The following is a 14,088-nucleotide window of genomic DNA, read 5'->3' on the forward strand; positions in this document are numbered from 1 at the left end:
CTCCATTTTTAATAAAATTTACTTATAAAGTCCTTTTTTCAATCTTTTTCATTATAACATTTTTAAGGAAATGCGTCAGTTCAAAAACTGACTGACTTTATCAAAAACTGGGTCAGGATAATTTTTTGAAAAAACATCTTCAAATTCGACAGACATTCGATTTTTAAACCAAGTCAATTGTCGCTTGGCATAGCGTCTTGAATTTCTTTTGACCAACTCAACAGCTTCTTCCAAACTAATGTCCCCTGAAAAATAAGGGAAAAATTCTTTATAACCAATCCCTTTTGCCGCTTGAACTTCTGGTGCTTGCTCATACAAAGTTCTAGCTTCATCTAATAAGCCCTCACGCATCATTTGATCAACCCGTTGATTAATTCGATCATAAAGCACTTTTCTGTCAGCATTTAATCCTATAAGCAAAAAATCATAATCAGAACCCAAATTTTCATCTTGAGAGCCGAAAGCTTGCAGCTCCAAAAAACGAATCGCCCGTCTACGATTTAACTCAGGAACTTCTGGATTTATTTTAATCACTTTTGCAAACAATTCCTCATCAGATAAAAGAGATAATTCTTCACGAAGTTTCATCATCTCCTCATGATTTTCCTGTCCGCCAAGATGATAACCTTCGATAAGAGATTGAATATATAAGCCAGTTCCTCCGACGATAATTGGCACTTTTCCTTGGTCAAGAATTTCTTTAATTAATTGATTAGCTTCAATGACAAAATCATGAACCGAAAAATTTTCTGTCCATTTACGTACATCAATCAAATGATGAGGAACTTGAGCTTGTTCAGCCATAGTCACCTTAGCAGTTCCAATGTCTAATCCTTGATAAACTTGCTGAGAATCACCAGAAATAATTTCACCATTAAATTTGATTGCTAAATCAATGCCAAGTGCTGTTTTCCCCACAGCTGTAGGCCCGACAACCACTAAAACTTTATTATTTTTCATTTATTTTTTATGACTCACTCTCACCATTTTCATTCTCTATTATTTCAGAAATAGCCTGTAAATTCAAGCACTGACAAGTAAAAATTACTGACAGCTCAATTTCTGTCAGTAATTTTTATTCTATTATTCTTAAAGTTTTTATGCAGCAAAAACTTTTTGATAAATTCTTTTTCCACGATTCATTAAAGATTTCCGATAATCTTCACGTCCCACAATCAGAGTCATTTTACTAAAGATATAGCATGAGAGTAGTGTGACCGCAAAGTTTGGAAGTGACAAGAATGTTAATAAGGAAACACTTAAAACGACCACATCGACCATAAACAAAACCTTGTCAATTTTAAAGTTCCATTGCTCCTCCAAAATTCGGCTCAATAAGATTGATCCTCCAAATGTTCCTTCAGAAATAATAACTAATCCTGCCCCGAATCCTGAAAGAAGTCCATCGAAAATTCCAGCAAAAATAACATGTGAGAATTGGAACCCAGTAACTCCTAATGCTTCATAAATCATTAACCAACCACTCATGGCAAGCGCTCCAGGAATGCTCAGTAGTAAAATTCTCCGCGGAAGCGAACGTCCTCCGAAAATGAAAAGTGGTACATTTACCAAAAAGAAAGTCAAGGCTGGGTTGATGCCAAAAACAAAATCCATAAGTACAGAAAAACCAGCGACACCATTACTTGCTAGACGATTAGGGATGACGAATAACTGAACTGAGAGTACATAAAGTCCGACACCTAAAATAAGTATGAGTAAATCCCTCATAAACTTTTTGTCAATTTTTACACCTATAATTGTCATATTTCTTACCTTCTTTCTTTATCATTTATTTATTACAACTGCTACTAATATATCACATGCACCTAATCTTAACCTTAACCAGTTAATTATTAAAGAGTCTTTCTTTTTAAAATGTGCTTCGTTAGCGTTTTCACATTTTTTGATTTATAATGAAGATAGAGCAATTTTTAAATAAAATATAAAGGAGTCCACTAAATGAAAAATAAATTTATACAAGGCTATCTCATTGGAAAATCTGTCGAAATTCTTGTTGCAGGTACAGCCCTGTTAATTGCCAAGAAAAAAGGTTATCTTCCTTCTGCTGACAAGGCCGAATTTATCGCTCAAAAACGAAAAGAAGCCGCTAGAAAACGACTTGCTCGTTAAAAATTTTACTGACAGAAATAAAAACTTACTGACAGAAATTTTGTCAGTAAGTTTTTTTATATTCTTTAATGAGTTGCTGAAGCTTCTGCTTCATCCACCTGTTCCAATCGTTCATGAATTTCCAAATTACGTACATCTGAAAGAACCAAGGGAACTGTTTCAACAGTTACTTCCGAGAATTGAAGACCAAACCAACGAATTGGGGAAGCCGTAATTCTCTTGATTTGTGCTTTAGTTTGAAGAACAAAACGCTCGAAACCTGGCATTTGACGTGCATTCATTAGCTTTTCTTCAACAACGACAAAGCGGAAATCTCCAACTTTACGTCCTGGAGTGATACTGTAATGTTGATGCTGACGTGGCAAGCGTCCTGATTCCATCAAATCCGTCACAATTGTTCTTAAATAACGCGGAACTTCTTGACGCATACGGAATCCAAGATAGAGATTCACACGAACAATAAAGTCAGTATCCATCATGTCTACTTTATACTCAGAAGTATAAGGCTCGTCAGTAACTTTTACATTTACAAACCAATAACATTCTGCACGTTTTGGTCGTTTATCCAAGATTGAATATAAGATTGAACGGTCAATCCATTCATGGTCCATTTTGCTTGTTAAATAAACCACATTTGTTTGATATAAATCATAAGATTCATCATGACGCAAAGCATTAAGTTGATTTTTATACTCATTAATATTCAATGATTTGATATATTTCATGACAATCTTGTGTGACTTGTTCCAGATGAACATCACGAAGATAATTGCCAAGGCAATCAGAACCACAATATATGCTCCGTTGATAAATTGGACAAGAGAAGCAGCAAAGAATGAGCCTTCAATACAAAAGAGACCGATAGAAATAATTGCAATTGCAATTTTTGGCGTTCCTTTTTGAATTAAGAAATAAGTCAAAAGTGTTGTTGTCATCAACATAGTGATGGTAATGGCCAAGCTATAAGCGGCTTCCATATGTTCTGAAGTTTTAAAATACAAAACAAAGAATGAAGTCGTTACCCAAAGAGCAAAGTTAACTGCTGGGATATAAAGTTGTCCCAAAGTTTGCCCTGGATAATAAATTTTGAACAATGGCAAAAGTTTCAAACGAATCGCTTCAGACACCAAAGTAAATGAACCCGAAATCAGTGCTTGAGAGGCGATAATCGCCGCCAATGTTGATAAGATAACGACATAAATAACCATATTATCAGGTAAAACAGCAAAGAAAGGATTAAGTTTTTCAATGTGTTCACCACGGTGAGCTAAAAGCCAAGCTCCTTGTCCACAGTAAGATAAGATAATACAAATCTTAACAAATGGCCAGCTGACATAAATATTTCCACGCCCAACGTGTCCTAAGTCAGAATAAAGTGCCTCTGCCCCTGTCGTTACCAAGAAAATAGAACCCAAGATAAAGAAACCAGCTTTATTTTCTGGACTAAACAATAAGTGAATTGCATAATATGGATTAATTGCTTTTAAAATTGATAAGTCAAGAAAAGAATTAATCAATCCACTTACACCCAAAAAGCCAAACCAGATAAACATAATTGGTCCAAATAAACGACCAACCAAACTTGCTCCAAACCTTTGAATCAAAAAGAGAAAGGCCAGGATTATCAAAGTTGTTACCATGACTGCCGTCTGATTTGAGTAAACATGTGTTACTCCTCTTAAACCCTCGATGGCTGACGTGACCGTCACCGCAGGAGTCAATGCTCCATCCGCTAATAATGTCGCCCCACCAATCATCGCTGGAATAATCAGCCATTTTCTCATCCGTCTCACAAGGGTAAAGAGTGAAAAGATTCCCCCCTCATGATGGTTATCTGCTTTCAAAGCAATCAGAACATATTTAACAGTTGTAATCAATGTTAAAGTCCAAATTACAAGAGAAACAGCCCCCAAAATAAAGCTTTCAGAAAGATTTGCTAACCCTCCCTGTCCTCGAACAATGGCCTGCATGGCATAAAGTGGACTTGTTCCGATATCACCGTAAACAATCCCTAATGCAATCAGGAACCCTGCAGATGTCGCTTTATTAAACGACCGATTATGTAAGTGTACTTGACCCACTTTTGTAACTCCTCAACTTTCTTCAACGAAAATAGTCAAATAAAATAAAACGAAGCGTAGCTCGTTTTTTAATAGCTTTATTATAGCAGATTATCCCCTGTTTATTCAAAAAAAACTGCGGGAAATTATATTTATTTATTTCTCACAGTTTTATATATAATACAGTAATCATCACAAAAGCGATGATAGCAACAGTAAGCTATCTTTTGATTGATTTTATTTTATTATGCTTCTCCTTGATTTTCTTCTGAAATTCGTTCGTGAATTTCCAAATTTTTAACATCCGAGAGAACCAAAGGAACAGTTTCAACCGTCACTTCTGAAAAGTGAAGACCAAACCAACGTGCTGGCGAAGCTGTAATTTTTTTAATTTGCTCTTTTGTTTGAAGAACAAATCGTTCAAATCCAGGCATTTGTCTTGCATTAATTAGTTTTTCTTCTAAAATAATAAAACGGAAATCCCCAACTTTTCGTCCTGGTGTAATACTATAAGTTTGATTTTGTTGTGGTAATCGTCCTGACTCCATCAAGTTGGTCACAATCGTCCGTAAATACCTAGGAATTTCTTGACGCATATGAAAACCGAGATATAGATTAACACAGACAATAAAATCAGTTCCTAGCATATCCACTTCGTATTCAGAAGTATAAGGCTCATCTGTAACATTAACCTTCACAAACCAGTAAACTTTAGCTTTTTTAGGACGCTTATACAAAATAGAATACAAGATTGAACGGTCAATCCATTCTTTATCCATTTTAGCCGTTAAATAAACAACATTCGTATGATAAAGGTCGTAAGTTTCATCTTTGCGGAGTTTGTCCATTTGTTCTTTATAATCATTAAGATTTGAAGAATTAAGATATTTATAAAAAAGCTGATCAGATTTATGCCAGATTGCCATAACAAATAGAATCATGGCAGCAATAATCACAACGACATAACCGCCATGCATAAATTTTACAGCGGAAGCTGCAAAAAACAAGCCTTCAATAAAGATAAAGACGGTGAAAAATAGGCCAACCAATACTTTTTTAACTTTTTGATAGTGACTTAAATAGACAGTTAACAATGTTGTTGTCATAAGCATGGTTACTGTGATTGCTAAACCATAAGCCGCTTCCATGTGAGCAGAACTTTGGAAATAGACAACAATAAAACTCGCTGCCAACCAGAGTCCCAAATTTACGGCTGGAATATATAATTGTCCGAAAGTTTCTCCTGGATAAAAAATTCTTAATCGAGGAAGGAGTTTAAGACGAATAGCTTCTGACACAAGAGTAAATGAACCAGAAATCAATGCCTGTGAGGCAATAATTGCCGCCAAGGTTGCTAAAATTACTGAAAAAATGATTAAATTTTGAGGAAGGACAGCAAAAAATGGATTGATATCTCCTAATGATTTTCCGCGATTTTGTAAAAGCCAAGCCCCTTGCCCACAATAGGATAGGATGATACAAACTTTAACAAAAGGCCAACTGACATGAATATTTCCCCGACCAACGTGTCCTAAATCGGAATAAAGAGCTTCTGCGCCCGTCGTTGCCAGAAAGACTGAACCTAAAACAAAAATTCCAGCTTTATTTTCTGGGCTTAAAAGTAAATGAATTGCCCAATAAGGATTAATTGCTTGAAGAACAGAAAAATCACCAAAGAGATTAATCAAACCCGTAATTCCAAGAAAACTAAACCAAATAAACATGACTGGTCCAAACACTTTACCAACGATTGAAGTTCCAAATCGTTGAATTAAAAATAAGACCGCTAAAATCGCTAAAGTAATAATAACAATCGGTAATTTCTGCTGACCAAAAGCTTCATGAAAAGCTGGAATTGACCTCAAGCCTTCTATTGCTGACGTAACCGTTACGGCAGGTGTTAAGGCTCCGTCAGAAAGCAAAGCAGCACCACCAATCATTGCCGGAATAATTAACCATTTTGCATACTTGCGAACGAGAGTAAATAATGAAAAAATTCCGCCTTCATGATTATTATCCGCTTTTAAAGCAATCCACACATATTTGACTGTTGTAATTAATGTCAGCGTCCAGATAATGAGCGAAAGTGCCCCAATAATTGACGTTTCTGAGATTCGCTCAAGCCCCCCTTGGCCTTGGACAATTGATTCCATTGTGTAAAGAGGGCTCGTTCCGATGTCGCCATAAACAATTCCCATTGCGATGATGAAACCGGCACCTGTTGCTTTATTAAATGAGCGATTAGATTCATAACCCATTCTAATTTCCTCAACTTTCTCTAGTTCCATAAAATTTATCAAAGTAAATAATTCACATTCGATTACCTAAATCATATAACAATTTCTTGATTTTTTGTTAAAAAATGGTCTAAATAATACTGCAAAATTTATAAGAAAAAAAGCTAGAAAATTCTAGCTTTTAATTAATTATTTTTCAACTTAATCTTCCGTGTACCAGTCGTAGTGGAAGATTCCAGCTTTGTCTGTACGTTCATAAGTGTGAGCACCGAAGTAATCACGTTGGGCTTGAATCAAGTTAGCTGGAAGATTTTCAGAACGATAGCTATCGTAGTAGCTAATTGCTGATGTGAATGTTGGAATTGGAATTCCTGCTTGAACAGCAAGTGAAACTACATCACGAACAGCTTCTTGATAACGTTTTGTGATGTCTACAAAGTAGTCATCAAGCAAGAGGTTTTCAAGTTCGCTATCTTTGTCGAAAGCATCAGTAATATTTTGGAGGAATTCTGCACGAATGATACATCCAGCACGCCAAATTTGTGCAATTGTACCGTAAGGCAAGTCCCAATCAAATTCTTCTGAAGCTTTACGAAGTTGAGCAAATCCTTGAGCATAACTCATAATTTTTGAGAAATATAGCGCTTTGCGGATTTTTTCAATGACTTCTTTTTTATCGCCTGAGAAATTAACCGCTGGTCCAGATAAAACTTTGCTTGCTTTAACACGTTCATCTTTATAAGTTGAAATGTAACGAGCAAATACTGATTCTGTAATCAATGGAAGTGGTACACCAAGGTCAAGGGCAGACTCTGAAGTCCATTTACCAGTTCCTTTGTTTCCTGCTTTATCAAGAATTTTATCAACGATGTAGCCTTCGCCTTCATCATCTTTACGTTTCAATACTTCTTTAGTGATTTCAATGAGGTAGCTATCAAGTTCGCCTTCATTCCATTCTTCAAAAATGGCTTGAATTTCTGCATTGCTAAGACCAAGAACACGTTTCAACAAATCATAAGATTCAGCAATCAATTGCATATCGCCGTACTCAATTCCGTTGTGAACCATTTTAACGTAATGTCCAGCACCGTTTGCTCCCATGTAAGCCACACATGGTTTACCATCTTGAGGAGCTTTAGCTGCGATTTGTTCAAAAATTGGTGCAACCAAATCGTAGGCTTCTTTTTGACCACCAGGCATCATTGATGGGCCTAAAAGCGCACCTTTTTCACCACCAGAAACTCCTGTACCGATGAAGTTAATACCTGAGTCTGCAAGTTCAGCATTACGACGCATTGTGTCTGGGAAATGAGTATTTCCACCATCAATCAAGATATCGCCTTTATCCAAGAGTGGTAAAAGTGATTTAATTGTCGCATCTGTCGCTGCTCCTGCTTGAACCATGAGCATGATACGACGTGGTTTTTCAAGACTTCCAACAAATTCTTCAAGTGTTTTAGTGAGAACAAGATTCTTATCTTGATGTTCTTTATAAACTTCTTCAGTTTTTGAAGTCGTACGGTTGTAAATTGCAACGGTATAACCACGTGACTCTACGTTGAGTGCAAGGTTTTTCCCCATTACAGCCATTCCGACAACACCAAAGTTTGCTTGTGCCATTTGAAATCCTCCAGAGTATTTCTTTATATTCTATAATATATAGTATAACGCAATTTATTTCCAATTACCATAGTTAAGTATGTAAATATTTTACATGACAAAAAAATCTGCCTTAAAGACAGATTTTAAATTTTATTCTTTTTCGTCAGGAAAATTTGTTAATTCTTTGGCTTTGTCAGCAATTTTTTTCGCTTCTTCAGCAAGAGACTCAGTATCAATATCTTCTTTCACTTCATCTTTGGCATCACTGAACTTAGCCACAACTTCTGCGGCTTCTTCTGAGATGTCTGATTCATTTTCATCAAAGAGTTCTTCTCCACTGTCTTTCATTGAATTAATTTTTTCAACGACAGCATCTTTAGTATCATTGAAGAAATCAACAACTGAATCTTTAGACAGTTCACCTGAGTCAACTTTTTCCATAATTAAATCACGTTTTGAAAGCAAAAATTCTTTGGCCTTGTCAGCTGAAATTTCACCTGAATCAAATTTTTCTTTGATCTCATTAAATTTTTCAGCTGAGAAATCAAGAGCAGTATCTCTCATTCCAGTCAATGTTTCTTGAGGATTTTCTTTTAAATCATCATAAATTTTTCCAGCCCCTTCGCGGAGTTCGCTTCCTTTTTTAGGAGCTAAAAATAGAGCAGCTGCGGCACCAACTAAAGCACCAACTAGAAATCCTGTTTTTTTTGACATCGGTTAAGTCCTTTCTTTCGTAAGCAAGTTTAATTTACTTTTACACCCGCTTCAGTTTTATCTTTTTTAACAAAGAATTTTTTGGCTGTTTTTGCCAAAACTACTGCTGAAGCTGAGGTTGTTTTTCGTTTTGTTGAACCTCTATTAAGACGTGTCACAAGTTTACGACTTGAAGCATTGATGTCTGAAACACTTTCAGACAAGTCAGCAACCGCTGTAAACAAAGGGTCAATCGTGGCGACTTTCCCATTAACATCATCAAGCAAGGTATTGGCTTTAGTCATTATGCCATCAGCTTGATGAAGTAAGACATCTACATCGCTAGAAACTAATTTAACCGTACGGTTGGCTTCTTCAACAACCTTAGAAACTTTATGTAATACAATAACTAAGAAGACCACCAATACAGCAAATGCTATCGCGATAATCAATAATGCAATATTTCCCACGTTTCCTCCTCTTTATTCGGGTATAAATCAGCACCCATTTTTTCAATCTTCTTTCATTTTGATGAAAGCGATTCTATTTGACTTAATTATAACAAATTGTTTCGCTATTTTCTAATATAACTTACATTTTTTTTCATTCTGCGATAAATAAAGAGAACAAGTCCTACAATTACTAATAAAACTGAAAGCCATTGTGACACACGAGCAGGTCCTAACATTAGGCTATCTGTTCGCATTCCCTCAACAATAAAACGAACGGCTCCATACCAGACGAGGTAGAAACTAAAAATATCCCCACGTTTTAATCCTTTAATTCGATGCCTAAAGACCATGACCAGAATAAAACCGCTTAGTGTACCAATACTTTCAAAAAGGAAGGTAGGCATTCGATAATGACCATCAATAAACATTTGATTTCTAATGAAAGCAGGTAGCCAGTCTAAATTTGAAACAATTTTTCCATAGGCTTCTTGATTGACAAAATTCCCCCAACGTCCCATTGCCTGAGCAAGAAAAACACCCGGGATAGTAATATCAAGCAAATCTAGCGGATGAATCATTCGATAGTAGCTAAAGACAAAGAGGACAATTGCTCCAGCGATTAAGCTTCCATAGATGGCTCCGCCACCATCCCACATGGCAATGATTTGTGAAGGATGTTGACTATAGTAAGACCATTGGAAAATGACATAATAAAGTCTCGCTCCAACAATTCCTAAAGGAAAGGCAAAGAGAACAAAATCAATAATATCATCGGTTTTTATATTACGCTTTGGGGCTTCTTTACATGCGAGCCAAACGGCTAATGCGGCACCGCCCACAATAAAAATAGCATACCAGTGAATGGCTAGCGGCCCTAATTGGAGTGCAATCTTATTTAAAGCTAAAAAGGGAAATAGATTATTCATATTTTTTATCAGTTTTCTAAATTTACTGACAGAATTTTCGGTCAGTAATTTCTAAGTTTTATCTTATGATTCTTTATTATGACTGATTAAATCAGTGAGACGGTCTTCAAAAGTTTTTGTGGCATCGAAACCCATTTGCTTAGCTCTAAAATTCATAACCGCAGCTTCAACAATTACTGACACATTCCGCCCAGTTTTTACAGGAATGCGGGTTTGTGGGACTTCAACATCAGAAAATTCAACAATAGTCGGTGCATTTCCCAAACGGTCAAAAGCTTTTTCCTTATCGTAGTATTCTAAATATATAGCCATATCAATATCCGTTGAATCTTTAACAGCACCAGCACCAAAAAGACTCATCACGTCAATAATCCCAACGCCACGAATTTCAATCATATTGCGCAAAATTTCTGCGGGTTCCCCAGAAAGTGTGAATGCATCCCGTTGAAAAACATCTACACGGTCATCAGCAACTAATCGGTGGCCACGTTTGACTAACTCAAGACCAGTTTCTGATTTACCAATCCCACTAGCCCCTTGAATAAGAACGCCGACCCCAAAAATATCCATCAAAACACCATGAACAGTCGTTCTTTCAGCTAAACGTTCATCAAGAAATGAGGTCAATACTGAGTTCAATCGGCTGGTTGCTTCACGCGATTGAAGTAAAACAATGTCAGACTTTTTAGCTGCTGCCACCATTTCACTAGGAATTTCTAAATTACGTGCAACAATAACAACCGGTGTTTCTTTAGCCATGACTTTTTTCAAGAGGTCATAGCGATTATCCCCAACTACAGTCATCATGTATGACCATTCTTTCATCCCAAAAAGTTGAATTCGTTCGGGTGTGAAATAATCAAAATACCCAGCCATTTCTAAACCTGGGCGCATAATTTCTGAAGTTGTAATTTCTTTTTGTAATGCTGTTTCTGTTGAGTAAATCACATGAAAATGAATTTTGTCAAGTAAATCTTGAACTGAAACCGCCATTGTAAGTCTCCCCTATTATTTCATAAATAAGAACAACTGACAGAGAATATTTTTTCGTTATAAAACTTTGTCAGTACTTTTATAATAAAAATTGTGATAAAAATCACATTTTCATATCACGTATAAATTTATCCAAGCGATAAGCAAGGAAGATTCGGCGTAATAAAAGAAAGCCGAAAAACGTGGCTAAAAACCACGAAGCAGATAGGAAGGACCAGCTGAAAATCCAAGCTTCAAGTACCGTTCCAATCATAAAAGAATAAAATCGTTGTTTAGGCATGCCTCTATTATGACATTTTTAAGCCAGAAATGTCAATGGATTGTGTTGAATAATACTTAATAAAAAAAGCTTTTTATTTTCTAAAAAGATTTTCAATTTGATGATTTATTTAGCAAAGAATTTGATAATTAAAAAGATAAGTCCAGCATCAACCAATAGTCCCACGTACAATGAGAGATTGAAATACCATTTTCTAGTTTTATGATGACAGAGATGCCCAGCCAAAATTGCTCCAATCCCTCCACCTAAAAGTGCTTGTGCAAGTAAAAATTTTTCAGGAATTCTCCACAGATGATATTGGGCCTTGTACTTATCCACCGCATAAAAAACAAAAACAATAAGATTCCAAACTGCTAATAAAACTAATAAATAAAGAATCATTTTTCTCCCTTCACATCTATACTAAATATCATTAGATTTTAAATTCTTTCATTTTCTCAACTCGAAGAGCCCCTTTTTGACCACTAAAAGTCCAACGTTGTTTAAACGCCCGTCTTTCCTGAGTATTTCCCGCAATAGTTTGACCAGAATTAACAGAAACAAGGTAGTCAATAGCTACAAAATAGAGGTCAACTTCAAATTGATTATCTTTTACTTCTTTATAACGCGTGATTCCATCCAAAACCACACTACGCGTGTGATTAATTTGACCTTTGTCACTCATCTTTTGGAGAATTTTTTCATGTTTTTCATATAAATTATCACCATAAGATTCGGACAAAGCTCGTAAGTCATGTTTATCCCAAGCATCTTGAACTTTTAGAAAAATTGCTTCTATTTCTGCTGACAAAGCTGAATCATTTAATGTCTTTTCTTGAAAATAACCTCTTTTTTTAAAGGGAAGTTTAACTCTATTTCTTATAAAATAAAATCCGAGACCGGCAAGCACAATCAGCCATTTCCAAATCCTTCCTCTATTATACCTGCTCCCCATTCTAGATGTACTCGAATTAGGAGTATAGCTATTAGAACCAGTATTACTATAATGGCTGTTAGTATTTCCACCTCCAAAATTACCGCCAGTTCTTGTACTTCTATTTCCTCCCCCTCGAAATCCTCCTGCTGTTGCAAAAGCATGAGGTGTGACTAAAACTAAGCCACTGATGAGCAATAAAATAACCAATTTCTTCATCATTTGATTCAAAAATTATTTCCTTTTCTTTGTCACTGATTTTATTATATATATTTTGTTATTATACCCTATTTCCCTTTTTATTTGAAACATCTGTTAAATTGCTACTTTTAGTGGAGTCTATTAAAAGAGTGTGATATAATTACCTCATGAAAAAACTCATGAATCTTTTTAAGTCTGAAACTGTTAGATATCTCATTTTTGGAGTCCTAGCAACAGCAGTTTATGCCTTTGTCAAATGGTTAACTTGGCAAGCTTGGCATTCTGGCTGGGGTTCAGAAACTGCCGCTCAAGCTTCAAGTATTATTTTTGCATTTTTTACCAATAAACTTTTTGTTTTCAAACATGAATCATCAAACTTATTACGTGATTTCATCAATTTTACTTCAGGACGAATTGTTCTTTTACTCCTATCCATCTTTATTAACTGGTGGTTCATTGATCAACATCCTGATATTTTGATGAATCTTTTTGGACTTTCTAAAAATAATATGGTTGCTGCTCTTAACCTCGTCGTTCAAGTTTTAATTATTGTTATTAACTATCTTTATTCAAAATTCTTTGTCTTCAAAAAAGATAAAAATTTAACAGAATAAACTAATTTTTTACTGATAGAAAATTACTGACAAGATGAAAAAAATACTGACAGATTTTCTGTCAGTATTTTTTTTCATTTTTATTAGTATTTTTTATTTTCTAATTTCCTTGATGAATTCAACAATTTCACCACGTCGTGTTTCAATCTTACCAACTTTTGTTTTTTGATAAACAGCATTTAATATGGCGCCAATAATCAAAACGCGGGCGATGAAAATAAACCAAATCATCAGTGCAAAGACAACCAATGACCCAATCAATTTCAAGTCATCTAATCGCTGAAGTGCAAAGCTAACATATTTTGCAATCCAGTTGGTTAGAAAAACAAGAACAAAGGTTGAAAATATTGTTCCAGGCATGGTGTATCTCAATTTTCTTATTTTAACATTTGGTAGGATAAAATAAAGCATCATCAAAGATAGAAAGGTCGCTACAGCAATCGCTGGTAAAGTCATATTGTGTAAAGTTCGGTAGAGATGATCATCAAAAGGAAATAAGCGATGAACTTGTTCAAGAATTAATTGTCCAAAAGTAGAGAGAACAATTGAAAAGTAAAGAAAGAGTAAAATCGCAAATCCGGCAGCTAAACCGATAATTCGACTGACAATAAAATCTCGATGATTAAAGACTTCATAAGCTTTATTCATTGACATTTGTAGAGCAGATAAGGCTCTTGAAAAGGTCCAAAAACCTGCCAAGACAGAGAGTGAAAGTAAACCTGTATTTCTTTGATTTAAGAGATTATTAATGACTGGTTCAATTCCTTTGTAAACATCACTTGGGAGTTGCTCAGACAAAAAGCTCAATAAAGCTGTTGTATTGATATGTAAGAAGGGTAAAATATTTCCGACAATCAATCCTAGAGGAAAGATTGCAAGTAAAAGGTAATAGGCAACAGCAATTGAAGACAGACTCATTTCTGAACTTTTGAAAAAAGTCATAAAAGTTGTCGTTAGCTCAGCAATTTTTTGTATAACTTTTTTCAT

At 35.3% G+C, this 14,088-nt stretch carries 15 protein-coding genes; 2 read left to right on the forward strand and 13 right to left on the reverse strand.

From position 1 onward, the window contains the following. Positions 1–75: 75 nt before the first annotated feature. Both miaA and PYW37_RS09505 read right to left on the reverse strand, forming a co-directional pair. Positions 76–960, reverse strand: a complete 885-nt coding sequence (gene miaA / locus PYW37_RS09500) for a tRNA (adenosine(37)-N6)-dimethylallyltransferase MiaA (RefSeq protein ID WP_025016860.1) — start codon at positions 958–960, stop codon at positions 76–78. A gap of 138 nt (positions 961–1,098) precedes the next feature. Beyond that, positions 1,099–1,764 (reverse strand): YitT family protein, encoded by a 666-nt coding sequence (locus tag PYW37_RS09505; protein ID WP_003129540.1) that lies wholly within the window; start codon positions 1,762–1,764, stop codon positions 1,099–1,101. A 195-nt stretch (positions 1,765–1,959) separates the two neighbouring features. Here PYW37_RS09505 and PYW37_RS09510 point away from each other — a divergent pair, with 195 nt between their 5' ends. Continuing rightward, positions 1,960–2,130, forward strand: a complete 171-nt coding sequence (locus tag PYW37_RS09510) for a DUF3042 family protein (protein ID WP_011675764.1) — start codon at positions 1,960–1,962, stop codon at positions 2,128–2,130. 65 nt (positions 2,131–2,195) lie between these two features. On the opposite strand, the gene PYW37_RS09515 is transcribed toward PYW37_RS09510, so the two are convergent. From PYW37_RS09515 to PYW37_RS09560, 10 genes are all read right to left on the reverse strand, one after another. Next, on the reverse strand, positions 2,196–4,211 hold the full coding sequence (locus PYW37_RS09515; protein WP_003129537.1) for a KUP/HAK/KT family potassium transporter: 2,016 nt from the start codon (positions 4,209–4,211) through the stop codon (positions 2,196–2,198). Positions 4,212–4,435: 224 nt separating this feature from the next. Beyond that, positions 4,436–6,448, reverse strand: a complete 2,013-nt coding sequence (locus PYW37_RS09520) for a KUP/HAK/KT family potassium transporter (RefSeq protein WP_025016861.1) — start codon at positions 6,446–6,448, stop codon at positions 4,436–4,438. A 180-nt stretch (positions 6,449–6,628) separates the two neighbouring features. Continuing rightward, positions 6,629–8,047 (reverse strand): NADP-dependent phosphogluconate dehydrogenase, encoded by a 1,419-nt coding sequence (gndA, locus tag PYW37_RS09525; protein WP_003129534.1) that lies wholly within the window; start codon positions 8,045–8,047, stop codon positions 6,629–6,631. Positions 8,048–8,179: 132 nt separating this feature from the next. Continuing rightward, complete coding sequence (locus PYW37_RS09530; RefSeq protein ID WP_015425946.1) at positions 8,180–8,743, reverse strand: YtxH domain-containing protein; 564 nt, start codon at positions 8,741–8,743, stop codon at positions 8,180–8,182. 29 nt (positions 8,744–8,772) lie between these two features. Then, positions 8,773–9,192: a DUF948 domain-containing protein gene (locus PYW37_RS09535; protein WP_003129531.1), complete on the reverse strand. Its 420-nt coding sequence runs from the start codon at positions 9,190–9,192 to the stop codon at positions 8,773–8,775. A 104-nt stretch (positions 9,193–9,296) separates the two neighbouring features. Further along, positions 9,297–10,100: a prolipoprotein diacylglyceryl transferase gene (gene lgt / locus PYW37_RS09540; protein WP_023189595.1), complete on the reverse strand. Its 804-nt coding sequence runs from the start codon at positions 10,098–10,100 to the stop codon at positions 9,297–9,299. A gap of 63 nt (positions 10,101–10,163) precedes the next feature. After that, positions 10,164–11,093, reverse strand: a complete 930-nt coding sequence (gene hprK, locus PYW37_RS09545; RefSeq protein ID WP_003129528.1) for an HPr(Ser) kinase/phosphatase — start codon at positions 11,091–11,093, stop codon at positions 10,164–10,166. Positions 11,094–11,196: 103 nt separating this feature from the next. Continuing rightward, positions 11,197–11,373, reverse strand: a complete 177-nt coding sequence (locus PYW37_RS09550; RefSeq protein WP_023189594.1) for a DUF3272 family protein — start codon at positions 11,371–11,373, stop codon at positions 11,197–11,199. Positions 11,374–11,478: 105 nt separating this feature from the next. Continuing rightward, complete coding sequence (locus PYW37_RS09555; protein WP_025016862.1) at positions 11,479–11,754, reverse strand: DUF1294 domain-containing protein; 276 nt, start codon at positions 11,752–11,754, stop codon at positions 11,479–11,481. A 31-nt stretch (positions 11,755–11,785) separates the two neighbouring features. After that, the gene (locus tag PYW37_RS09560) at positions 11,786–12,508 is read right to left on the reverse strand and encodes a TIM44-like domain-containing protein (RefSeq protein WP_232238911.1); all 723 of its coding nucleotides are present in this window, start codon (positions 12,506–12,508) and stop codon (positions 11,786–11,788) included. Positions 12,509–12,654: 146 nt separating this feature from the next. Between PYW37_RS09560 and PYW37_RS09565 the strand changes: the two genes are divergently transcribed. Then, positions 12,655–13,101, forward strand: a complete 447-nt coding sequence (locus PYW37_RS09565) for a GtrA family protein (protein ID WP_003129522.1) — start codon at positions 12,655–12,657, stop codon at positions 13,099–13,101. Between the two features lie 93 nt (positions 13,102–13,194). Here PYW37_RS09565 and PYW37_RS09570 read toward each other — a convergent pair whose 3' ends face one another. Continuing rightward, positions 13,195–14,088: a YihY/virulence factor BrkB family protein gene (locus PYW37_RS09570; protein ID WP_010905463.1), complete on the reverse strand. Its 894-nt coding sequence runs from the start codon at positions 14,086–14,088 to the stop codon at positions 13,195–13,197.

This window comes from Lactococcus lactis, assembly GCF_029023865.1.
Taxonomy (GTDB): domain Bacteria; phylum Bacillota; class Bacilli; order Lactobacillales; family Streptococcaceae; genus Lactococcus; species Lactococcus lactis.

Coding starts and splice junctions, on each gene's coding strand:
- PYW37_RS09520 (WP_025016861.1), bottom strand. CDS start 6,448: ATGGGTTATGAATCTAATCGCTCATTTAATAAAGCAACAGGTGCCGGT.
- hprK (WP_003129528.1), bottom strand. CDS start 11,093: ATGGCGGTTTCAGTTCAAGATTTACTTGACAAAATTCATTTTCATGTG.
- gndA (WP_003129534.1), bottom strand. CDS start 8,047: ATGGCACAAGCAAACTTTGGTGTTGTCGGAATGGCTGTAATGGGGAAA.
- miaA (WP_025016860.1), bottom strand. CDS start 960: ATGAAAAATAATAAAGTTTTAGTGGTTGTCGGGCCTACAGCTGTGGGG.
- PYW37_RS09510 (WP_011675764.1), top strand. CDS start 1,960: ATGAAAAATAAATTTATACAAGGCTATCTCATTGGAAAATCTGTCGAA.
- PYW37_RS09550 (WP_023189594.1), bottom strand. CDS start 11,373: ATGCCTAAACAACGATTTTATTCTTTTATGATTGGAACGGTACTTGAA.
- PYW37_RS09570 (WP_010905463.1), bottom strand. CDS start 14,088: ATGAAAAAAGTTATACAAAAAATTGCTGAGCTAACGACAACTTTTATG.
- PYW37_RS09560 (WP_232238911.1), bottom strand. CDS start 12,508: ATGATGAAGAAATTGGTTATTTTATTGCTCATCAGTGGCTTAGTTTTA.
- PYW37_RS09555 (WP_025016862.1), bottom strand. CDS start 11,754: ATGATTCTTTATTTATTAGTTTTATTAGCAGTTTGGAATCTTATTGTT.
- PYW37_RS09505 (WP_003129540.1), bottom strand. CDS start 1,764: ATGACAATTATAGGTGTAAAAATTGACAAAAAGTTTATGAGGGATTTA.
- PYW37_RS09565 (WP_003129522.1), top strand. CDS start 12,655: ATGAAAAAACTCATGAATCTTTTTAAGTCTGAAACTGTTAGATATCTC.
- lgt (WP_023189595.1), bottom strand. CDS start 10,100: ATGAATAATCTATTTCCCTTTTTAGCTTTAAATAAGATTGCACTCCAA.
- PYW37_RS09530 (WP_015425946.1), bottom strand. CDS start 8,743: ATGTCAAAAAAAACAGGATTTCTAGTTGGTGCTTTAGTTGGTGCCGCA.